Origin of the sequence: Bacillus sp. CBEL-1 (assembly GCF_004348885.1) — a bacterium.
In the GTDB taxonomy this organism is placed as follows: domain Bacteria; phylum Bacillota; class Bacilli; order Bacillales; family Bacillaceae_H; genus Priestia; species Priestia aryabhattai_A.
In genome coordinates, this window is record NZ_SBIM01000013.1 from 158,964 (window position 1) to 179,194 (window position 20,231).

Annotated in this window: 26 protein-coding genes; 3 read left to right on the forward strand and 23 right to left on the reverse strand. The window is 38.0% G+C overall.

What is annotated here, in order from left to right:
- Positions 1–9: 9 nt before the first annotated feature.
- The 8 genes from xylB to EPL02_RS10845 form a co-directional block, all read right to left on the reverse strand.
- The gene (xylB, locus tag EPL02_RS10815) at positions 10–1,527 is read right to left on the reverse strand and encodes a xylulokinase (protein ID WP_131887698.1); all 1,518 of its coding nucleotides are present in this window, start codon (positions 1,525–1,527) and stop codon (positions 10–12) included.
- An 83-nt stretch (positions 1,528–1,610) separates the two neighbouring features.
- A complete protein-coding gene (locus EPL02_RS10820) occupies positions 1,611–2,396 on the reverse strand; it encodes a GntR family transcriptional regulator (protein WP_131887699.1) in 786 nt (261 codons plus the stop codon).
- Between the two features lie 154 nt (positions 2,397–2,550).
- On the reverse strand, positions 2,551–2,709 hold the full coding sequence (locus EPL02_RS20890; protein WP_165932553.1) for a hypothetical protein: 159 nt from the start codon (positions 2,707–2,709) through the stop codon (positions 2,551–2,553).
- A gap of 208 nt (positions 2,710–2,917) precedes the next feature.
- The gene (locus tag EPL02_RS10825; RefSeq protein ID WP_131887700.1) at positions 2,918–3,262 is read right to left on the reverse strand and encodes a DUF3147 family protein; all 345 of its coding nucleotides are present in this window, start codon (positions 3,260–3,262) and stop codon (positions 2,918–2,920) included.
- Positions 3,246–3,656 carry a MarR family winged helix-turn-helix transcriptional regulator gene (locus tag EPL02_RS10830; RefSeq protein ID WP_131887701.1) on the reverse strand — a complete coding sequence of 137 codons (411 nt, stop codon included), beginning with the start codon at positions 3,654–3,656 and terminating at the stop codon, positions 3,246–3,248. The genes EPL02_RS10825 and EPL02_RS10830 overlap by 17 nt, the downstream gene beginning before the upstream one ends.
- Before the next feature lie 95 nt (positions 3,657–3,751).
- Positions 3,752–4,132 (reverse strand): YidH family protein, encoded by a 381-nt coding sequence (locus EPL02_RS10835; protein ID WP_131887702.1) that lies wholly within the window; start codon positions 4,130–4,132, stop codon positions 3,752–3,754.
- Between the two features lie 112 nt (positions 4,133–4,244).
- On the reverse strand, positions 4,245–4,604 hold the full coding sequence (locus EPL02_RS10840) for a rhodanese-like domain-containing protein (RefSeq protein WP_131887703.1): 360 nt from the start codon (positions 4,602–4,604) through the stop codon (positions 4,245–4,247).
- A 127-nt stretch (positions 4,605–4,731) separates the two neighbouring features.
- Positions 4,732–6,198 (reverse strand): glycoside hydrolase family 1 protein, encoded by a 1,467-nt coding sequence (locus EPL02_RS10845; RefSeq protein ID WP_131887704.1) that lies wholly within the window; start codon positions 6,196–6,198, stop codon positions 4,732–4,734.
- Between the two features lie 145 nt (positions 6,199–6,343).
- Between EPL02_RS10845 and EPL02_RS10850 the strand changes: the two genes are divergently transcribed.
- Positions 6,344–7,078: a MurR/RpiR family transcriptional regulator gene (locus EPL02_RS10850; protein ID WP_131887705.1), complete on the forward strand. Its 735-nt coding sequence runs from the start codon at positions 6,344–6,346 to the stop codon at positions 7,076–7,078.
- Between the two features lie 14 nt (positions 7,079–7,092).
- Here the strand turns inward: EPL02_RS10850 and cls are convergent, their stop codons facing one another.
- The 4 genes from cls to EPL02_RS10870 all read right to left on the reverse strand — a co-directional run bounded on the left by cls (position 7,093) and on the right by EPL02_RS10870 (position 10,515).
- Positions 7,093–8,298, reverse strand: a complete 1,206-nt coding sequence (cls, locus tag EPL02_RS10855) for a cardiolipin synthase (protein ID WP_131887706.1) — start codon at positions 8,296–8,298, stop codon at positions 7,093–7,095.
- A gap of 107 nt (positions 8,299–8,405) precedes the next feature.
- Complete coding sequence (locus EPL02_RS10860) at positions 8,406–8,663, reverse strand: DUF1292 domain-containing protein (RefSeq protein ID WP_131887707.1); 258 nt, start codon at positions 8,661–8,663, stop codon at positions 8,406–8,408.
- A gap of 194 nt (positions 8,664–8,857) precedes the next feature.
- Entirely contained in the window at positions 8,858–9,418 is a 561-nt protein-coding gene (locus tag EPL02_RS10865; protein ID WP_131887708.1) for a 3D domain-containing protein, read from the reverse strand.
- Between the two features lie 188 nt (positions 9,419–9,606).
- Complete coding sequence (locus EPL02_RS10870) at positions 9,607–10,515, reverse strand: LysR family transcriptional regulator (protein ID WP_131887709.1); 909 nt, start codon at positions 10,513–10,515, stop codon at positions 9,607–9,609.
- A 117-nt stretch (positions 10,516–10,632) separates the two neighbouring features.
- Here EPL02_RS10870 and EPL02_RS10875 point away from each other — a divergent pair, with 117 nt between their 5' ends.
- Together EPL02_RS10875 and EPL02_RS10880 are read left to right on the forward strand one after the other, a co-directional pair.
- Entirely contained in the window at positions 10,633–11,181 is a 549-nt protein-coding gene (locus EPL02_RS10875; RefSeq protein WP_131887710.1) for a flavodoxin family protein, read from the forward strand.
- Positions 11,182–11,228: 47 nt separating this feature from the next.
- Positions 11,229–11,501 (forward strand): hypothetical protein, encoded by a 273-nt coding sequence (locus EPL02_RS10880; protein WP_094912921.1) that lies wholly within the window; start codon positions 11,229–11,231, stop codon positions 11,499–11,501.
- Positions 11,502–11,719: 218 nt separating this feature from the next.
- Here the strand turns inward: EPL02_RS10880 and EPL02_RS10885 are convergent, their stop codons facing one another.
- The 11 genes from EPL02_RS10885 to EPL02_RS10935 form a co-directional block, all read right to left on the reverse strand.
- The gene (locus EPL02_RS10885) at positions 11,720–11,917 is read right to left on the reverse strand and encodes a hypothetical protein (protein ID WP_094912920.1); all 198 of its coding nucleotides are present in this window, start codon (positions 11,915–11,917) and stop codon (positions 11,720–11,722) included.
- 237 nt (positions 11,918–12,154) lie between these two features.
- Complete coding sequence (locus EPL02_RS10890; RefSeq protein ID WP_131887711.1) at positions 12,155–12,634, reverse strand: GNAT family N-acetyltransferase; 480 nt, start codon at positions 12,632–12,634, stop codon at positions 12,155–12,157.
- 82 nt (positions 12,635–12,716) lie between these two features.
- Positions 12,717–13,406, reverse strand: coding sequence for a hypothetical protein (locus EPL02_RS10895; RefSeq protein WP_131887712.1), 690 nt, complete (start codon positions 13,404–13,406; stop codon positions 12,717–12,719).
- Between the two features lie 142 nt (positions 13,407–13,548).
- Positions 13,549–13,869, reverse strand: coding sequence for a YbjQ family protein (locus EPL02_RS10900; RefSeq protein ID WP_094912917.1), 321 nt, complete (start codon positions 13,867–13,869; stop codon positions 13,549–13,551).
- A complete protein-coding gene (locus EPL02_RS10905; RefSeq protein WP_094912916.1) occupies positions 13,850–14,050 on the reverse strand; it encodes a hypothetical protein in 201 nt (66 codons plus the stop codon). The genes EPL02_RS10900 and EPL02_RS10905 overlap by 20 nt, the downstream gene beginning before the upstream one ends.
- Positions 14,043–14,972 carry an alpha/beta hydrolase gene (locus EPL02_RS10910; RefSeq protein WP_131887713.1) on the reverse strand — a complete coding sequence of 310 codons (930 nt, stop codon included), beginning with the start codon at positions 14,970–14,972 and terminating at the stop codon, positions 14,043–14,045. Before EPL02_RS10910 ends, EPL02_RS10905 begins: the two co-directional genes overlap by 8 nt.
- Position 14,973: 1 nt before the next feature.
- Complete coding sequence (locus EPL02_RS10915) at positions 14,974–15,510, reverse strand: helix-turn-helix domain-containing protein (protein WP_165932554.1); 537 nt, start codon at positions 15,508–15,510, stop codon at positions 14,974–14,976.
- Positions 15,511–15,703: 193 nt separating this feature from the next.
- Entirely contained in the window at positions 15,704–16,225 is a 522-nt protein-coding gene (locus EPL02_RS10920; protein ID WP_131887715.1) for a TcaA NTF2-like domain-containing protein, read from the reverse strand.
- Between the two features lie 126 nt (positions 16,226–16,351).
- Complete coding sequence (trhO, locus tag EPL02_RS10925; protein WP_094912912.1) at positions 16,352–17,317, reverse strand: oxygen-dependent tRNA uridine(34) hydroxylase TrhO; 966 nt, start codon at positions 17,315–17,317, stop codon at positions 16,352–16,354.
- A gap of 154 nt (positions 17,318–17,471) precedes the next feature.
- Complete coding sequence (locus tag EPL02_RS10930; RefSeq protein ID WP_131887716.1) at positions 17,472–18,449, reverse strand: quinone oxidoreductase family protein; 978 nt, start codon at positions 18,447–18,449, stop codon at positions 17,472–17,474.
- 19 nt (positions 18,450–18,468) lie between these two features.
- Positions 18,469–20,229: an acyl-CoA dehydrogenase family protein gene (locus tag EPL02_RS10935; protein WP_131887717.1), complete on the reverse strand. Its 1,761-nt coding sequence runs from the start codon at positions 20,227–20,229 to the stop codon at positions 18,469–18,471.
- Positions 20,230–20,231 lie beyond the last annotated feature (2 nt).

The window sequence follows — 20,231 nt, forward strand, 5'->3', positions numbered from 1 at the left end:
CATTTCAATTCAATTAAAAACTTTTAGCTTTTCGTAAACTGGCTGGAGCTGCCTATACGTTTCATTAAACAGAGGAAAGAATTGTTCATAGATGTTCTGAGCCTTCAGTTCTGGCTGATGAACATACTTTCGTTCCACCCATGCTTTTGCTTCGTTGAAGTCCTGTAAAAGTCCAACTCCTACAGCACCAGCCATAGCCGCTCCCATAGAAGTGGCTTCGTCTAAATAAGACGGTACATAAATATCTAACCCGTATATATCAGCTAAAATTTGTCTCCACAGCGTACTCTTTGCACCCCCACCTAATACCCACATATGATCGATCGGAGTTCCTTCATTTTGAAAAGTATCCAGAATAACCTTTAAGTTGTAAGCAACTCCCTCCATTACAGAACGAGCCATGTCACCGCGAGTATGTGTAATAGACAGACCTGCAAACACTCCCCGTGCATCTGGATTCCATCTAGGTGATCGTTCTCCCATTAAGTAAGGTAGATACACAAGTCCTCTTGAAGTTGGCAATGATTGGGCCGCTTCCGCATTCATCACTTCATACATCGTACTTTCATCTTTAAGGTTCTGATAGAGAAGACGCGTTACCCACTGCATAGATCCTCCTCCACATTGCATAGTACCGTTTGGAGAATATTTTGTTGGATCTAAGTGAACCCATGTATACGTTTTCATATCTGGGTCAAAAATTGGTTTGTTTGAAGCAGTCGCAACCCAGGAAGAAGAACCAATATAGTTGAATGCCTCTCCTTCATTGAAAACCCCTACTCCCGCCGCTGCACATACGCCATCACCTGCTCCAATTACGACAGGTGTTCCTTCTAGAAGTCCTGTTTGCTGAGAAGCTACAGCTGTTACTCCGCCAATTACATCGGTCGAGGCATGGAGTTCCGGAAACAAATCTTTGTCAATTTGCCACGCAGCAAGAATATCATCTGACCAAGCTTTCGAAACAAGATTAAAGCAGTTGGTGCCGCATGCATCTGAGTAATCAGTGGCAAATTTTCCAGTAAGCTTATAAACAAGATAATCTTTTGCTTGGAGCACTTTATACGCCTTTTTAAATACATCAGGTTGGTGTTGTTTCATCCAGCTAATCTTTGCCCCTGAGTATGAAGAACTGATGCGATGTCCCGTAATACGGTAGACACTCTCCATTCCAATTTCCCTATTTAAAAAGTCCGCTTGCTCAGCTGCTCTCATATCCGCCCAAATAATTGCATTTCCAAGCGGTTCACCAACTTGATCAACGAGCAGGCATCCAAGCATTTGTCCACTAAAGCTGACTGCTTCAACTTCTTCTTTTGGGACATTGGTTTTTTCAAGCAACTCCCTCGTTGAATAGCAAACAGCTTCCCACCAATCAAGTGGATTTTGCTCTGCCCACCCTGTATATGGATAAAGCGTTTCATATTTATAAAGTGTGCTACCAACTAACTCCCCAGTTGATGCATATAAAGTGGCTTTATTACCCGTAGTCCCAATATCGTGAGCAATGATATAATGCTTTCTCATCCAAATCATCCCCTTTTTTAACGAAAAAATAAATCATTACGTAATGATGTAATTACCAGTTGAGTTAAAAGAACGAACAAGATTTAAAAACCTTGTTCATCATAGTTACCCCTTTTATACGTCACTTCCACCGTAAACTTACTTAAATCTCCTCGGTATCGAGCAATCGAATACTCAAATGGTTTTGAATTCATCTGGAAAGCTGTTGTTTTTGTCATTTGAATAGCAGACATAGACGGAATATCTAATAGCTTACCATCTTCTTCATTTACATTAACCGCTTCAAGTACACGCTTTGCATAGCTGATATGAATACCATATTTTGTTTCCAGCGTTTTGTACAACGACTGCTCTTCCAAGTTTTCTTCTAACAGTTGCGGAGCAATTGATACAGGTACATATGTAGTTACCAAAACGTATGGGTCTTCTTCAATATAACGCAGACGTTCAACTCGATAAAATTGATTGTATTCTTCCCCAAATAATTCTTTTAGGTTTGAGTTAACATCAATTACATCCATATATAATACCTTAGTTTTAAAAGCTAAGCCTTTTTTCTTCATTTCATCGCCAAAGCTAGATAAACTCTTCAAGAATGTCTCATCAATCTTTGGATAAGCAACAAATGTCCCTCGCCCATGTTCCCTTCTTAATAGACCTTCTGATACTAGTTCATTTAACGCTTGACGAACCGGAGTCCTGCTAATTCCGTATGTATCAATTAATTCTCTTTCAGAGGGAATGGGCTCATCTGGTTTATAAACTCCCTGTTCAATTTTCTCTTTCAGTACTTCTTTAAGCTGAAAATAGAGAGGTAAAGGATTATTTTTTTCAACAACAATTTTATTTACCAGTTCGATACACCCCATCTTTTAAATCGATTCTACAACTGATGATAATGATGTAATTACCAGTTGGTTTAGTAATAGTTAATCATATGTTTCATTTCATGTCAATTAAATTTTCTGAAAAATAAAAAGAAGTAGCAGATGACTGCGCTTCTTTTTATTTTAAATATGTATACTAGTCGCTTTGCTTTTGAGATGATGTTTGCAGCTTCTTCAATGACTCTATCTGTTCATCAATTTCGCCTAAATCCTGCTCAATATCTGTTTTTAAACTATCAAACCGCTCCGAAATATCTTTTTTCATTCTCTCTAATTCTGCGATAATATCTTTCATCTTTTTTCCTCCGCTTTTCGTCAGTCTAACTCAACGTTTTTTGCGCTGATTCGAAATAGTAAACCCGTAATTTTAAAAAACGTTATGCTAAGAAGTAAAATTCCGACCAGTATTTAAATGGGTAAACTTCCTAGTATTGGATTATTATTTATCATTTTACAATTTTAGCATAAGTATCTCTTGTACAGTATGATTCAATTGAACCATATCATCTTACTGTGATAAGTAACTCAATTCCCTTTTGTAAACTTAAACATACTAGCCAGCACATGATACCTATGGCTATAGCAGCTATAAGCGGAAGTTGATACTTCAATGCGATGAAAACACCAACAAGCATGACAATAGTCGCAGGCAAGCCAATAATAACCCCCCATATAAACTGCTGAAGCTGAGCGGATGATTGTCCTTGAACAGTTAACCAAACTAGGCTTAGCAAGCTGACTAGCGGAAGCGCAGCTAGGATGCCACCGTACAGAGGAAACCTCCTAGCAAGTTCGGTGATAAGTCCTATGATTAGCGCAGAAGTTAAGATTTTAACGGCCGTATACATCTTTAGCTACCTCGCTTAGTCGTTGAAACACATGCATTATCTTTTCTTGCTCAGCAGAAGTGAGTTGATTAATTACATGCTCTAGCTTCCCACTGTCTAAATGCGTATTTAAACGCATAACTTCTTCTCCTTCTTTCGTTAGCTGAATAGTAACAACTCGCTGATCTATTGATGACCTCGTCTTAGAAACCCAGTTATTTTTCTCCAGCTTCTTGATGTGTTCAGAAGCCGTATTATGAGAAATCGAAAATCTCTCTGCAATGTCTCTCACAGTTAATGCTCCTTCTTTTTCAAGCGTTTGTAAAATGCGGACGCTTTGATGTGATATCTTTTCATCGTGCTCAGGTCGTAAATAATAATAAATTGACGTGAAGTGTTTATTTAGCTTTTCCATGTCTGATACCTACCTTTATATCGTATAATTAGATTATATCTATTTATACGATATAAAACAATAAAAAAAAGAGCTTTCTCCCAATGTGAAAGCTTTTAAATGATAAAGAAATAAGCGCCAAAAATAAGCGAAATAATAATGACAAATACACCGAGAAGTACCATGCTGATGACGGCTGGACGAAATGTTTGGCTGTTAATGGCTTCAATCTTTCTTACATATGCCACAGCTGAAGCAATAATCGTAACAATTCCTACTCCTACAGATAAAATGCCAATGACTGTTGCAAGCTCATTACCAAGTGGAGAAAGTGTCGCTCGCATTGTAAAGTGCAGGTTTGTTACTAAAAATCCTACACCAATAATTGAAATAGCCGTTCGGACCCAAGCTAGAAACGTTCGTTCATTCGCAAGATGCTGCTGAATATACTTTGAATCTTTCGTTATTTCTTTAGCTTTTATATCTTGATTATTCATCTCATCCCTCCTCCGTTTGATTATCCTAGTAGCTTTAGTTTTTCTCAGATCTATTTGTCAAATTCATTTTATCGTTTTATCGTTTTTATAAATTTCTATTCCCTGATTCATATTATTTCCAAGCATTCATTCCCCTTTTTACATTGGTAATGCGATTGAATCCTTTCTTTTTAAGATGCTTGCACGCTGCCTTGCTTCTCATCCCGCTTTGACAAATGACAATAACTTCTTTATCTTTTGATAAACTGCTTAGATTTTGGTCAAGATGCTGAAGAGGAATATTTATAAAGCCTCTAATTTTATTTCCTCGAAACTCTCTCGGTGTACGAACATCAATATATTGCTTATTACGGTCTTTTAGTTCTTGTTTTAAGATTGCTGTTGAAATTTCTCTGATTCCTTTTGCCGCGAAGAGTTGTTTCACCATGAAAAAAGTGAACAGTGCTACAACTACATAAAATACATAATCCATTTATACGTCTCCTTTAATCGTATATATTCCATCCACCATTATACCCTTATAGGTATATTTGTCAACGTATTTTATGTAATTACTGCAACCCAAAACACCCCCGACCTACAGGCCGGGGGTGTTTGCATTATAATTCTTCTCCATTACTTTTAATCACACGCTGGTACCAATAAAAGCTATCTTTCTTCGAACGATCTAGCGTTCCGTTTCCTTCATCGTCAAGGTCCACATAAATGAATCCGTAGCGCTTTGACATTTCGGATGTAGAAAAGCTGACTAAGTCGATCGGTCCCCAAGCTGTGTAGCCAAGGAGCTCTACTCCATCGGCAATCGCTTCTTTCATTTGTTCAATATGCTTTTTCAAGTAATCTATGCGATAGTCGTCATGAATGCTGCCATCTTCTTCGACGTTATCAAATGCACCAAGTCCGTTTTCCACAATAAACAACGGCTTTTCATAGCGCTCATAAAACATATTCAATAGGGTGCGCAAGCCAACAGGATCAATCTGCCATCCCCAATCTGATGCTTCTAGGTACGGATTTTTTAAATTAGTTAAAATGTTGCCTACTGCTTGTTCACCAGCTGTTTCAGGTCTTGCTGACACCGTTGACATATAGTAACTAAGCGAAACAAAATCTACAAGGTTGTTCTTTAAAATATGTTCATCTTCTGGATGGATATCAAGCTCAATATCGTGCTCTTTAAAGAAACGATTCATGTATGTTGGGTAATGACCCCGCGCTTGAACATCCGTAAAGAAAAACGTCTTGCGCTGATCCGTTAACGCCGCGTGTACATCTTCCGGGTGCGAACTGTCTGGATAATTAATCATTCCAAGTACCATACAACCAATTTGAGCATCTGGATTTATTTCATGGCATGCTTCTACTGCTTTTGCGCTTGCCACAAGCTGGTGATGAGCTGCTTGGAATGTTGCTTCTAATAACTTTCCTTCTTCAACCTGGTCTCGAAGCATACCTCCGCTAATGAAGGGACTCATTAAAATGGAGTTGATTTCATTAAACGTAATCCAATACTTTACCTTATCTTTATATCGTTCTAACACAGTTCTAGCATAGCGTGTAAAATGCTCGACTACTACGCGATTCTTCCAGCCTCCGTATTCAAGAGATAAATGTAGAGGCATTTCATAATGAGACAGAGTTACAATTGGTTCAATGCCGTTTTTTCTTAATTCATCTAATAAGTCATCGTAATAAGCTAGTCCAGCTTCGTTAGGCTCTTCTTCTACACCGTTTGGAAAAATACGCGTCCACGCAATAGAAATGCGAAACGTTTTAAAACCCAGCTCTTTAAATAACGCAATATCTTCTTTATATCGATGGTAAAAATCAATGCCATAGCGTTTAGGGAAATGTCTATTTTCTTCGTCTGCTAATGCGTCTTTAACTTCTTCTGATGTTGGGAAAGGCAGATGGAATTTCTTGCGGTCTTCCGGTTTCACACGTTCGATTATGTCATCAACTGATAACCCTTTTCCACCTACATCAAATGCACCTTCAATTTGATTTGCTGCCGTTGCTCCTCCCCATAAAAAGTTATCCGGGAACTTTAATGTTACGTTTGCCATATGTGAGCACCACCCTTTTATAATCTAGTGTCATTGTATAAATTTTTGCTGTAAGAATATAGATTATTTTGCAATTTAGACACGTATCTCTCATAATGAAACTTGTTACATAATAAAAACATACTGTTACACAGGGAGATGACTTATGTTTTCAAGTGAAGTTATTTCAACATTTAATGACTTAGATTATAGCGTCTACAATTATATTTTAAACAATGGTAATCAGGTCATCTATATGCGTATTCGAGACTTGGCAACAGCCACTCACGTATCCACCTCAACAATCTTACGTTTTTGTAGAAAAGTAGGCTGTGACGGATTTAGTGAATTTAAAGTAAAGCTAAAGCTGTATTTAGAAAGAGAAAGTGAAGAAGATGTAAAAGGAATGAAAGAGTTCGCGTATGAATTTATGGAGCGTACATTAAAGGGAAATCTTGATGAAATTATTACCGAGGCAGCTCAGGCAATAGCAAAAGCTCACCATGTTTTACTCGTTGGATTTGGAAGTTCAGGTATACTAGCGCAGTACGGAGCACGCTATTTCTCAAGTTTAGGAAAATTTTCAATTGCGATTAATGACCCCTACTTTCCAATTAACGCTCAGCAGCTTGATAATAGTATCACCATTGCTCTTTCTGTGTCAGGAGAATCCCCTCAAACAGTGGGCCAAGTTACACGGTTAAAAGAAGAAGGAAGTAAAATTATCAGCATTACTAACACAAAATCTTCTACGTTAGCCCATCTATCTCATATCGTCATTCCGTACTACGCGACGGAAGAGCGTAGGAAAATTGCTAACCTTCCACTTAACATCACTACTCAGCTTCCTGTCATGTACATACTTGAAGCAACGGCTAGAGAAGTATACAAGCTGACGTAATATGCGTCAGCTTGTTAAAAATAATAGTAAATCCATTCAGGCGTATTCACCAATGACTTTTCCCAAATAGGAATGTCATCAATGATTTCCCTTGTGAGCTTTCTGCTACCTTTCATATCGTGCTTCAGCTCTTTTTTCACCTGTTCAATAAAGTGTTGATCATAAATGAGGCAGCTTGCTTCATCATTTAAGTAAAAACTACGCGGATCCCAGTTAGCTGTACTAACGTTTGCTACCTTGTCATCAATAATCATTACCTTTCCGTGAAAAAAGCCTTTCGTGTACAAATAAACAGCGGCTCCATCATTAAAAAGCTCTTCTATTTTAGGGTAGCTAGGTGGCTTAGTAAACCAAGCGTCCGTATGGTCTGGCACAATTAAGGTAATTGCTACACCACGTTTTTTCGCATCTTTAAGCGCATCCATTATTGTATCGCTTGGAATAAAATACGGAGTGGCAATAATAAGTTCATGTTTCGCTTGTTTTATCAGATCTAACACTTGATTTTCTAGGGTTTCTCCTGTTGTAAAAACAAGCTGATAGGCTGACTGATTTTTCGAAGGAACTGTTCTATTTAAAGCATTGGGGCTTTTAGCATCTCCCGTATCTTCTTCCCAATCTTTTAAGAACTGCTTTTCAATTTCATACGTACCGTTTCCTTGAATACGAAGATGATAGTCCCGCCAATATCCTAGCTTTTCGTTGTTGCCTAAATACTCTTCTCCAATATTAAATCCGCCAATATAAGACGTATGCCCGTCAATCGCAACAAGCTTTCGATGATTTCGGTGGTTAAGACTATAAAAAAGATGAGGAAATTGCAACGGTCGACTAAAAGCAAACTCAATGCCGCTCTCTTGCATCTCTTTAATTAACGATGACGAAATGTCTTTCCCACCAAAGCGATCCACCGAAAATTTCACGTCGACGCCACGTTTGGCTTTTTCTTTTAGTAATTCAATAAACTTCATGCTAATTGGATCATCTCTAAAAATAAAAAATTGAAGGTAAATATAGCTTTCCGCTTCTTTCATATCTGTGAATAATGATGTGTATAGCTTACTTCCTTCCGGAAACATTGTTAGCTGTCCGGTATACGATGTAGTTTCTGTGTATGGATGAGCCTTCGTATACTCTTTATATCCTTGTTTTACATCCCATTGAAAAAACAGAAAAAAACAGGTAACCAAAAGGAATATAACCATTATTTTTTTGAACATGCCCTACCTCTTATATGGTGTAGATACGTATAGAATTTGAAAATGAGTGTAGTTTTATAAGCGGGAATATAAGGGAGCAAAAAACCACGGCAGTCGCCGTGGTTCGTTTAATGTAGATTTTCAAATAAAGTAGAAATGCGTTCAAATTCATCATCGTCTTCAATACTAGCCCATTCACCGTTTGGTTCAATGTAAAAGAAAAAGATGTCAATATCTTCTTCTGATTCAATCAATAGCTCTTCAACAAACGCAACAGCGATGTAGTCTTTTCCGTCTACCGTTAGCTTTCCTAAAACTTCGACATCCTGCTCTTGTTCATTTTCATCCACAATGGTAAAAATTTCACCTGTATTCACCGTTTCCATTTGCATTCTCTCCTTTAAAAATATTTTGTTCTTACTGTTTGTATACCCTGTATCCATTGTTTCATTCAGAGAGAAAATATAAAAAACCTACTTATTTAGAATAAGTAGGCCTTGAGAAACAAAGATTAATTAATAAAGCAAATGGTGAATTTAGTATAGCATAGCAGAACACCATTTAGCTAATGACTTAAAGACTATAAAATGCGAACTTTAACCGTTTTACGTCCCCATTTTAAGGCTTCTTTTTGGTTTGGAATAAACACATCGATTTTATTTCCACGAATTGCGCTTCCTTTATCACCTGCAATTGCAGTTCCATAACCTTCTACCCATACTTTAGACCCCAGCTTAATTACTTTTGGATCAACAGAAATGACTTTTAAGTTAGGGTTTTTCTTTAAGTTAATGCCTGTTGCTGTAACTCCACTGCAGCCTTTGCAACTACCTGTATAAGCAGTCGCTGTAACCGTAAATTCTTTTTTCGCAGCAGGAGCAGACGCTTTTGCTGCAGGCTTAGCACTCGGTTTAGCTGCTTGTGGCTTAGCTACTTTTAACACTTGATTCGGACGAATTGTTGCTGATTTTAAGTTATTCCATGACTGGATGTCTTTTACTGACACTTTATGTACAGAAGCAATTTTATATAATGTATCTCCACTTTTTACTTTATATGTAGTTGACGCCGCAGATGTTGCAGTTGCTGTTCCAAACAATGATAATAGAACTAAACTTGACGTAATAATTAGTTTTTTCATCAAAATTTTCCCCTTTTTCCAATTCAGTAAATAAAGAATACTATAGTTTTATTACAGAATTATTTCAAAGGGGTATAAATTTTGTTACAACTTGTTGAAACGATGTCTTTTATGTCATATAACTTAGTTCTAACGACTCTTTATGATTAACTTAAAGCTTTTTTATTACATTACAATATCATTTTTAATCAAATAGTCCCCATTTTGTTTTCTTTAAACGCACTGCGTGTAAGATCAATAAAGGCTTGTAAAGGTGGTGTCATTACTTTACCTTTATGCCATGCTATGTGAGTAAATATAGGCGCTAAATGCGGATGCCAAGGAATCTCTTTCATTTTACCTGCTTCTAGCTCTTTACGAACTGCCATGTCAGGCAAGACAGCAATGCCTATTCCAACCATCACACATTGTTTAATGGCTTCAATGCTGCCGAACTCAAACTTATTCAGTGGGTGAATCTTTGCCTCTGCGAATGCGTCTTCTAAAAGGGTTCGATATGAGCAACCTTCTTCCGTAAGCAAAAACGTCTCCTTTTCAAGGTCCTGCACGCTGAATTTTTTACGCTTCTGAATTGGATGATTGGGAGCCGTCACAATTTTAATCTGTTCTTGAATTAACGGTTCGATGGTAATCATATCGTGTGGTTTTGCTTCATCCATGATAAACGCAAAATCAAGTACCCCTTCAGTTAGATGCCTTCTAGCTCTCTCATTAGAATGAGCAGGCTTAAAAACAATCTCCATATGAGGATACTGCTTTTTAAACTCTAATAAGACCATTGGAAGTCGGTACGTACACTGACTTTCCTGTGCACCAATAGTGAGCTTACCAAAAAATGCAGTTCCTCCTCTTAAAGCCGTTTTTGCCTCTTCTTGTAGAGTGACCATCTGATTGGCATATTGCTGAAACTTACGGCCGGCTTCTGTTAAGACTAATCGTTTTCCTAGTCGTTCAAATAAAGGTGTTTCAAGTTCTGCTTCTAATGCTTTCATTTGTGCCGTTACGCTTGATTGCGCAAAGTTTAACAATTGAGCTGTTTTAGTAAAGTTCAGCGTATCCGCTGCAAGAATAAATGTTTGAAGTTGTTTACTATCCATATCTCGCTCCTTATAATCGGTTTTATCGATTGATATTATTAAAATAATTCGTTTCAATGATTAGTTAATTCATTATAAAATGGAAGTATAGAAATCACAACTACGGAGGAATGAACCATGAGTATTGCTGTTTTATATGGAGGAAATCGACCAGGTGGTAACACCGAAACATTAACTAAAAAAGTTATAGAAGGAATCGAAGTCACAGAAATATACTTAAAAGATTACAGCATTCACCCAATTGAAGACATGCGTCACGATGAAGCTGGTTTCCCGGAAGTCAACGATGATTACAATCACGTTATAGATGAAGTATTGCGTCATGATACGCTTGTTTTTTCGACGCCAATCTATTGGTACACGATGACTGGTGTGATGAAGAATTTCATTGATCGCTGGTCACATTCAATGAGAGATGCAAACTATCCAGAATTCAAGAAACAAATGGCTGGCAAGCATGCCTATGTTGTTACGGTTGGAGGCGACAATCCATATCTAAAGGGACTTCCTCTTATTCAACAGTTTCAGTATATCTTTGATTTTATGAATATGAACTTTCAAGGTTATATCATTGGAGAAGGAAATAAGCCAGGGGACATATTAAGCGATAAAAGAGCATTATTTGCTGCTGATGAAATAAATAAGAAGCTAAAAAGTCACGTATAAACCCTTTATAATCTGCCCATGCTGTGGATAAAAAAAGGTGTGAAGGTATGGCTTCAGAAAACGTCACAAAGCTCATTATTCAGCAACCTCAGCGAAACCGCGTTGCAACGCTATCACTTTTCTTTGGGGTGTTTGGCTTTTTACTAGGCATTATTCCCGTTATCGGCTGGCTAGCAATTCCCATGTTACTACTATCCTTCGTCTTAGGACTTGTAGGATTGTTAGGAAAAGTAAACAAAGTGGCTGCGTTTTCAGGTATTATGCTAAGTACTCTGATGATTGCGTATAAGCTTTGGTTTGTTCAGTTCTTTCTATTATAATGCCCAAACAAAAAAAGTGAGCAATGAGCTCACTTTTTTGTTTTAGGAATAAGAAAATATGTTGAGAAGAGTATGTGTGAAAATGAATGTAATTCATCTATATATATTCGTATATCCTGTGCCTTTTACTAAGAAGATGCTAGTAAAGCTCATTTGTCGGGGAGACAAATAAAACCAAACAAAAAAACATCTGTTTAGTTAAGATGTTTTCCTATCGTTTATTGCACTTCGTCTTCTTCATTCTTTACATATTGAAAGAATGAATCAATCATTTCGTTTAAAAAATCATTGCGATCATCAAAGTCCATGATTTCAAGAAACTCCACTAACTTCTTATCTAACTTAACGGAAGCTGGGGAATAATGCGAAGGTTTTTTCTTAGGAGTAAAAGGAATCACATTATCTCTATTTTTCATAAAACACCATCCTTTTAATATGCTTTACTAGTGTAAGCTTTCTATAAAAGAAAAGCAACCTCGTTTTAGGAAAGAAAGGCATTTTTATTTTTATGAAAAGGGTAGTTATTATGAATAAATTATGATATTGTGGAAAGGTTTTAAGTGCTAAGGTTTTGATATAATATTGTTTATTTAGAACATAGTTTAATAAAATAATTAGTCCTAAAAAAAGAATCAGTATTAACTCACTGATTTTTACTTTATTTGAAGAGTCATTTGAACGGTTTGTAGGAGATGCCCATCAAAATCCTCATCAAACTCATCTGTAACTGAAAACCCTTGTGTACGATAAAAGGACATGCCGTTTTGGTTTTCGCGCTCAACATGGACAATTACTTTTTTGACATGACGGCTTCCTTTTTCAAAAAGTGCTGTGCCAATTCCTTTTCCTTGATACTCTGGCAGTAAGTAAATCGCCAGCAGTTCGCTGTCCCCTTTTTCATTAACTGGCGTAAAGCTTGCAAAGCCTACTACTTTCGTTTCTACGAGCGCTACCCACAGCTCCGACTCTTCCATCCGCTTTTTCAACATGTCTGTGCTATATGCAGCTCGCAAGAAATTGTTTTGTACGTCCAAAGGGATAATGTCTTTATATGTATGATGCCAACTTTCTGTGGCTACTTGTTGCACAGAGTGAATATCTTTCATTTTCATCTTTTCAATTACATGCTTCATTTTGTATTACTTCCTTTCTTGTGAAATTACATTTATCTAATTATAAAAAAACTGCCGAAAGGAATCACTTTCGGCAGTTTTTTTATTCAAACGTGTATTCAACCGTCTGTTCAGGTGTAATTTCGTTATAGTCTTCATCTTCAGTATAGCCGAAAACTAGCTTAACAGAGTTGATATCTTCATTTTTTAAAACAAAACCATCGGTATATTCTTTTTTAACTTTACCGATAAACTGTGAATCTGAATCTCCATCATCAGAAATAAAATCTTTGAGCTGTCCATCGATTTGTTCACCTTTATCTGTAACAACATTCATAATATCGTACCATTCAATATTGCTGTCAGATGTATTTTCTGCAGTGTAATTAACCTGAACGTAAGAAGTTTCTTCTGGGTTAATTTTTGTGTCAGCCATCCACTCTAGACCTTCAGCAAACTCTTCGTCTAGATCTGTTAATTTAATTACTTTAATATCTTCAATTGTCACTTTTAGTGGTGAAATATCAACTGTTTCGTTTACTTTTTTTATTTTTAAAAGTTCTGCCGTAGCACCGTCTTCTTTTACCTTTTGACCAGGAACCTTCAGTATGTAATTCCCGCTTTCATCTTTCTCTGGTTTTGGAACATTATTCTTTAATGGTTGTTGCTCCGATGCCTTTGGCTCTTCTTTTATTTCTGCTGCACTATTAGAACTATCAGAATTGCTACCGCAGCCAGCTAGTAATCCTCCTACAATTAAACTTGATGTTAGTATTTTTAAAAACTTACTCATTACGTATATTGCCCCCTACATAAACTTTTTCACAGTGAAACATTATACTTTGTAAATATTTCTATGTAAATATATTTTTACAATAAAACTAAAACTTTTAGCATAGATATATTTTCATAAGCGAGTTAAGAGGGGGCTATTCTTAACTGTTAACTACCTTCACACCCGTTCCGTACGCCACAATTTCAGAAGCGTTACTGGCAATAGCTGAACTGACTAAACGGAAGCCGACAATGGCGTTTGCGCCCTTTTCTTCAGCATCTCTAACCATTCGGGCAACCGCGATTTTTCGAGCATCGTCCATCATTTCCGTATATTCTTTAATTTCTCCCCCTACGATATTCTTTAAGCCTGCTAAAATATCACGACCGATATTTTTAGACTGCACCGTACTTCCTTTTACATACCCAATTGTTTCTGTTACTCGATAGTTTGATACATTATCAGTAGTCACGATAATCATTTGGATCCTCCTCTTTTGTTTTCCGTTTTTTTATAATCAATAAAGGAACTAATAGAATAATTGCTGCCACATAGTAGATAAAAGCCTGAAGGGCGAGCTTGGCATCTATAAATAAAAGAACAATTCCCGTCAGCTGTGCAACAACAGCAATAGTAAATATAATTAAAATCAGTTTATTCATGGAGTTTACTTCCCTGTGTTTGTTTCGTAAGCCATCTTTTGATTACGTCCCGTAACTCTGGAGCAATTGGATCTGAAAACGTCTTCTTATATTGCTTCATCAGCTTCAGCATGGAAGGCTCTTGTGTTTGTATCTTTAATACGTGATTCATATCTTTAATGATTGTTGTTTCAATCGTAGGATACTCATCCAAAGCTTGAAGTGCGTTAGGATCTGCCTGCACATCCTTTGAGCCTGTTATAGCTAAAATGGGTATCGATAATTTTTCATAATAGTGATGCGGATTTACCATCATATGCTCTCTCCACCATGCTGCATTCATGCGAACAAGCTGCACGCGCACAACGTCTTCTTTTGCTTCTTTAAAACGCTTTAAAAGATTATCAGCTTTTTGTCGGTCTTTTTCAATAACCTTTAGCTTTTTAAATAACCAACCTTTAAACCCGCTTTGAGCTGCAATTTCTTTATAAGCGCGTTCCCGCTGATACTCAGTTGCTTCGATGAGGTTTTGTCCTGCACCAGCTAGCAGGATTAATCCGCTAGCCTGAAGCTCTTCAGCAACCACGGTCGCAATTATTGCTCCTTCACTGTGTCCTGCAATAAATAGTTGCTTATCATCTACTTCATCCTGATTTTGTAAAACGTGAAAAGCTTCTTTTGCATCTTGAATGAGGTCCGTTAGCGTTGTTTTGTAAAACGCATCAAGATTTCGCTTGTCATAACGAAGCGTAACGTAGCCCATTTCTGTAAAGACAGCTGCTAAATCACGATACACGTTGCTCGCAAACTTTTTGGTGTTTCCGTTATAGTCTACTGGACCACTCCCACTAATAATTAATACAGCAGGTTTCTTACCTAATTTCTCCTCAGGAATTGTTAGCATGGCCTTAACAGCTGTAAGCTGAAGTTCTTTTTCCCGCATCTTAGTTCTCTCCTCTTTGACGTTCTGGAATGAATGAAACGGCCATCGTACGCTTACGGCGATCTTCTCGCGGCTTAAACTGATACTTACCTACCAGCTTTTTATAGTCTTCTAAAAACGCCTGCTGCTCACTGTCGCTTAAATGAAGGGGAAGCTGGTGATATCCAAATCCATCTTTCTCAAAGTTAACGTTGCCTTCTAAATATGCTTCAAACTCTTTGGCGAGCATTGTGTAAAAGTTCATAAAGTGCTGTAAGTGCTCTTCTTTTGTTAAATGCTGGACTTCATCTCCTGATAAGATAGCACTCGCCTGTGCTAATGCGTACGTTTTCTCAACTGTTCCTCTAATCTTTTGTTCTTTAATTACCTCAACAACTTCTGCTTTTTTTAACGTGTTCAAGTGGCGATACAAGGTTGCTTGAGGAACATCTTGAAGATACTGAAGTAGCTCTTGTACTGTACAAGGTTTACTGGCTAACTCCTGTATAATTCGCATTCGGGTTGGATGTAAAATCGCATCTGCTTTTGATGAACCCATCTTAATCTTCCTTTCATTATTATCATATATGATAATAATAACACATCTATGATAATAATCAATGATTATTATCATTTATGAGAACATTTTAATTCGTTAATCCGCTTCTTTTTGTTATAGTGATTATTTAGAACATAGTTTTATTAATAAATATACTTCAAAAAATACCCGTTAGCTAACGGTGCTAATGGGTTTAGGACGTTTCTTTCATATCTACAATTATTAAGTGATCATTTTCATAGTTTGCGGTATATGACTTGTTAAACGTCACTGTTTGTAAACTTTTCCCCTCTTTTGTTTGTTCAAAAGACTCTTCTACTTTAATTACATAACCATTATCTGTTTTTTGGAGGTCCATTAGCTTCACATTCAAAAGTTTATACGAGATTTTCTTTGACTTTAGCTTATTGATTTTTGCAAGCTCTGCATTGTATAAAACACTATCTTTTTTTAAAAAAGAACTTACTTCTTCAATTGACCCTGCTGTCACGGCTTTGGCATAAGCTTCTGCATATTGCTTTATATACGAGTGGATATTTTCATCCGCTGCTTGAACTGGAGGCTGTTTAATTGGTTGTGATGGTTTCGGAGCAGTCACCGTTTCTTCAACTTCTTCCTTAGAATTTGTGGGTGGAGCTTGCTTTTTCTCATCTGCCTGATCTTGGCATCCGGTCAATACAGCTGCTAGAGTGAAGATACCTATAAAGTGCTTCATTCTTTGCACACTCCTTTCTTTTTCATTATTTTCCATCCTACGTGATTTGATTCCTGCTTCCGAAGGTAAGAAATAATAAAAAAGCCCAAATCATGTGAGATTTGGGCTTTCAATGAATGCTATTTTTTATGTTGTTGCTAATTCTTGTACTTCTTTTACTCGTTGTGCAAATTCCTCGTCTGTTAAGCCGTGCTCTTTTACATAGCGGTTGCGAGGATTTACGCGACACTCGTGAGAGCAGCTGCGTAAATATTTGTGCTCGTTTTCTTCAGAAGCTAAAATCTTACGGTTACACGCTGGGTTTGCGCAGTTTACATAGCGCTCACAAGGTTGGCCGTCAAAGTGATCTTTACCAACAATTACGTGTTCTTTTTGGTTTACCGGAACGCTGATACGCTCATCAAATACGTAGCATTGTCCGTCCCATAGTTCACCTTGCACTTCTGGGTCTTTACCGTATGTTACGATTCCGCCATGAAGCTGACCTACATCTTCAAAGCCTTCTTCTTTTAACCAGCCTGAGAACTTCTCGCAGCGGATACCGCCTGTGCAGTATGTTAAGACTTTTTTATCTTCAAACATTTCTTTGTTTTCACGAATCCATTCTGGAAGCTCGCGGAAATTACGGATATCTGGGCGTACTGCACCTCTGAAGTGACCTAAGTCAAACTCATAGTCGTTTCGCGCATCAATTACAATCGTATCTTCCTGCTGCATTGCTTCAAAAAACTCTTTCGGACTTAAATAGTTGCCTGTTGTTTCAAGTGGGTTTATGTCGTTTTCAAGACGTAATGTTACGAGCTCTGGACGATGACGAACGCGTAATTTTTTAAACGCATGCTCATCGGCTTCATCTATTTTGAAGACCATTTCGCTAAAGCGAGGGTCTTGCTTCATTACTTCCATGTAGCGATCTGTTTGTTCTACTGTTCCTGAAACTGTTCCATTAATTCCTTCAGAAGCTACTAAAATTCTTCCTTTTAGTTCAAGCTCTTCGCATAGCGCAAACTGCTCATCGCGAAATTCCTCTGCGTTTTCAATTGGAACATACATGTAATAGAGAAGAACTCTATAAGGTTTGTTAGTACTCATTTTTTGTTTCCACCTATCTGTTCATATTTGCAAGATATAATGCATATAGGTTGTTTTACATTGAAAATCTTACATTTACGTTACGATGTGTAACCTTATATATAATACTAAAAAAAAGAACATCTGTAAAATCAAATGTTCTTAATTCGAAAATTTATGGTACTAAAATAAGTTTTCCTGTCGTTTTTCTTCCTTGCAATAACCGATGAACATGCGCTGCATCTTCAAGTGGATACGTTCCACCAATCAGCAATTCAAGCTCTCCGTTTTTCATATAAGTTAACAGCTCTTGTAAACTTTGCTGATACAAACTAGGCTTTGCCATCATTTGTGGTAAAAAGAACCCCATTACGGACTGGTTTTTCTCCATCAGCCTGCCTGGATTAAATTTCACAGGCTGGCCGCTTGCCATTCCGTAGAATACAAGGCGGCCAAACGGTGCAAGACACTGCAGAGAATCGTAAAAAATAGACCCTCCAACCATTTCTAGAATTACATCGGCTCCGTGTTTTGTTTCTTCCATCACTTTGTTTTGCCAACCTGCTTCCGTATAGTTAATAAGAACGTCGGCTCCTAGACGCTTGGCAATAGCTAGCTTTTCATCTGAGCTTGCTGTAGCAATTACGTGAGCACCAAATTTTTTCGCAAGCTGCACAGCAAGCGTGCCAACGCCTCCTGCAGCAGCGTGTACCACAACGGTTTCTCCTTTTTCAATTCGCCCCATCGTTTTTAAAATGTGATACGCCGTTAAGCCTTGAAGCGGTAAAGCAGCTGCTTGCTTAAGGTCAACTCCATCTGGCAGCGGAATAAGTCCTCTTGAATCTGCAAGCGTATACTCAGCATATCCAGTTGCTCGGTGTGACCCAAGCAGCGTAACAACTTTCATTCCAACTTTTATTCCTTCTACTTCTTCACCGAGCTCAACAACCTCTCCTGCCACTTCAGAACCAGGAATAAATGGAAGCGGCGTATCAACAACGTATGCCCCTTCTCTTCTAGCAGTATCAGCGTAGTTAACACCAATTGCTTCTACTTTTATTAAAACGTCCTTCTTTTTTGGCACAGGTCTTGCCAAGTTAATCACTCTAAGCACATCTGGACTACCATATTGTTTGAATTGAACCGCTTTCATTTTTACTCCTCCTTTTTAGTTAACACGTATAACGACCGCTTTCAATTAATTCATCTGCGACTCTTCGCGTTTTAGTAAACGTGCCTTCGTATTGAAAATCGCGCATTAATGTCTGAAGTTCATAATGAAGAGCTTGATGCTTTTTAGCAGTAGCAATACCGTTAATAAGCTGCGTTGCTTCATCTCTTACCTGGCGCATCGTTAAATCCACTACTAGCTCTGTCAGATCAACTTTCAGCTGTTCGTTTTCTTTCCCATTCTTCCTGACTGCTTTTTCCGTTCGGATGACGGCTGATTCCATTGCATATAAACCAATAGCAAGGTTTGAAAGCTTCATTAAGGCTTCCTGCTCGTGGACTATATGCTCTTTTGCTACTTTTAATGCTTCACTTAAAAGTAATAGAAGAAGATAGCGCACTGTGTGAACAGCTTTCTTTTCAAGAGGAAGGAGGTGATTTCCTTCTTTTATAGCACTATATGCTTGTTCAACCGTTTCCTGATTTAAAACCAGCTCACCACTTTTCACTTTTCGCAGAAAGTGCGTGGGTAAGACCAGTCTATTAATCTCGTTTGTTCCTTCAAAAATTCGATTAATACGTGAATCACGATAAACCGATTCAATTTCATAGTCTTGAATAAAGCCAGCTCCGCCGTGAAGCTGAAGGGCTTCGTCCACCACCGTGTCGAATGCTTCAGAACTATATACTTTACACACTGAGCACTCCATCGCAAACTGTGCTAAGCTTTTTGCGGCTTCTTTCGGATCATTGTTTTCGTAAGCACCTGCCAGCACGCTTTCTAATAAGCCGCCCGTTCGATATTGTAATGATTCAGCAGCATAAATGCGGGCATTCATCAAAGCTAGCTTTTCTTTCGTTGCAGGAAAATGAGCGATAGCCGTTTGAAATTGTTTCCGTTCTTTCGTATAAGAAAGCGTAAGCTCTAGCGCATGTTTTGCACCTCCTACACACGCAAACCCAAGGTTATAGCGACCGAGATTTAACACGTTTAATGCAATGACGTGCCCTTTGCCAACTTCACCTAGTACGTTGTCAACAGGAACTAAGCAATCTTCATAAATAACAGGGCAAGTGGACGACCCTTTAATGCCCATCTTTTTTTCTTCGGGTCCAATAGATAAACCTTGAAAGTTTTTTTCGACAATGAAAGCTGTAAAATGCTTGCCGTCTACTTTTGCATACGTAATGAACGTGTCTGCAAACGCAGCGCTTGTAATGTATTGCTTGGTTCCGTTTAGAATGTAGTGCGTTTTTTCATTATTTAACACTGCTGTGGTTCGAGCGGAAAGCGCATCTGACCCAGCTTCTGGCTCCGTTAAGCAGTAAGCACCGATATATTCACCACTTGCAAGCTTTGGCAGGTAGCGTTTCTTTTGCGCTTTTGTTCCAAAATACGTAATCGGAAGCGTTGCAATGCACGTATGATTTGCGTGAGCAACGCCATAAGAACCCGTTTTCCCAAGCGCTTCACCCACGATTCCTTTCGTTACTTTATCAAGACCAAGTCCTCCGTATGCTTCGGGCACGCTATGAGCCAATAAGCCAATCTCTCCTGCTTTTTTCATCAGCCTTACCACTAGCTCAAAGTTTTGTTCATCGATTTTTTGTTTATAGGGATATACGTCTTTTTCGGCAAACTGACTAGCAGTTTGCGCAATTAGCTCTTGCTCATTTGTTAAGTCTTCTGGGGTGCATGCATCAGACGCAGCCTTCACTATGAACGTACCGCCAAACGACGATAATTTTACGTCTTGAAACATTG

Coding starts and splice junctions, on each gene's coding strand:
- EPL02_RS10870 (WP_131887709.1), bottom strand. CDS start 10,515: ATGGATAGTAAACAACTTCAAACATTTATTCTTGCAGCGGATACGCTG.
- EPL02_RS10835 (WP_131887702.1), bottom strand. CDS start 4,132: ATGAATAATCAAGATATAAAAGCTAAAGAAATAACGAAAGATTCAAAG.
- EPL02_RS10895 (WP_131887712.1), bottom strand. CDS start 13,406: ATGAGTAAGTTTTTAAAAATACTAACATCAAGTTTAATTGTAGGAGGA.
- EPL02_RS10860 (WP_131887707.1), bottom strand. CDS start 8,663: ATGGAAACGGTGAATACAGGTGAAATTTTTACCATTGTGGATGAAAAT.
- EPL02_RS10920 (WP_131887715.1), bottom strand. CDS start 16,225: ATGAAGCACTTTATAGGTATCTTCACTCTAGCAGCTGTATTGACCGGA.
- EPL02_RS10910 (WP_131887713.1), bottom strand. CDS start 14,972: ATGCGGGAAAAAGAACTTCAGCTTACAGCTGTTAAGGCCATGCTAACA.
- EPL02_RS10890 (WP_131887711.1), bottom strand. CDS start 12,634: ATGAAGCATGTAATTGAAAAGATGAAAATGAAAGATATTCACTCTGTG.
- EPL02_RS10850 (WP_131887705.1), top strand. CDS start 6,344: ATGTTTTCAAGTGAAGTTATTTCAACATTTAATGACTTAGATTATAGC.
- EPL02_RS10885 (WP_094912920.1), bottom strand. CDS start 11,917: ATGAAAAATAGAGATAATGTGATTCCTTTTACTCCTAAGAAAAAACCT.
- EPL02_RS10845 (WP_131887704.1), bottom strand. CDS start 6,198: ATGGCAAACGTAACATTAAAGTTCCCGGATAACTTTTTATGGGGAGGA.
- xylB (WP_131887698.1), bottom strand. CDS start 1,527: ATGAGAAAGCATTATATCATTGCTCACGATATTGGGACTACGGGTAAT.
- EPL02_RS10930 (WP_131887716.1), bottom strand. CDS start 18,449: ATGAAAGCGGTTCAATTCAAACAATATGGTAGTCCAGATGTGCTTAGA.
- trhO (WP_094912912.1), bottom strand. CDS start 17,317: ATGAGTACTAACAAACCTTATAGAGTTCTTCTCTATTACATGTATGTT.
- EPL02_RS10825 (WP_131887700.1), bottom strand. CDS start 3,262: ATGTATACGGCCGTTAAAATCTTAACTTCTGCGCTAATCATAGGACTT.
- EPL02_RS10935 (WP_131887717.1), bottom strand. CDS start 20,229: ATGTTTCAAGACGTAAAATTATCGTCGTTTGGCGGTACGTTCATAGTG.
- EPL02_RS10905 (WP_094912916.1), bottom strand. CDS start 14,050: ATGAATAAACTGATTTTAATTATATTTACTATTGCTGTTGTTGCACAG.
- EPL02_RS10900 (WP_094912917.1), bottom strand. CDS start 13,869: ATGATTATCGTGACTACTGATAATGTATCAAACTATCGAGTAACAGAA.
- EPL02_RS10820 (WP_131887699.1), bottom strand. CDS start 2,396: ATGGGGTGTATCGAACTGGTAAATAAAATTGTTGTTGAAAAAAATAAT.
- EPL02_RS10875 (WP_131887710.1), top strand. CDS start 10,633: ATGAGTATTGCTGTTTTATATGGAGGAAATCGACCAGGTGGTAACACC.
- EPL02_RS10915 (WP_165932554.1), bottom strand. CDS start 15,510: ATGGGTTCATCAAAAGCAGATGCGATTTTACATCCAACCCGAATGCGA.
- EPL02_RS10830 (WP_131887701.1), bottom strand. CDS start 3,656: ATGGAAAAGCTAAATAAACACTTCACGTCAATTTATTATTATTTACGA.
- EPL02_RS10840 (WP_131887703.1), bottom strand. CDS start 4,604: ATGGATTATGTATTTTATGTAGTTGTAGCACTGTTCACTTTTTTCATG.
- EPL02_RS10880 (WP_094912921.1), top strand. CDS start 11,229: ATGGCTTCAGAAAACGTCACAAAGCTCATTATTCAGCAACCTCAGCGA.
- EPL02_RS20890 (WP_165932553.1), bottom strand. CDS start 2,709: ATGAAAGATATTATCGCAGAATTAGAGAGAATGAAAAAAGATATTTCG.
- cls (WP_131887706.1), bottom strand. CDS start 8,298: ATGTTCAAAAAAATAATGGTTATATTCCTTTTGGTTACCTGTTTTTTT.
- EPL02_RS10865 (WP_131887708.1), bottom strand. CDS start 9,418: ATGAAAAAACTAATTATTACGTCAAGTTTAGTTCTATTATCATTGTTT.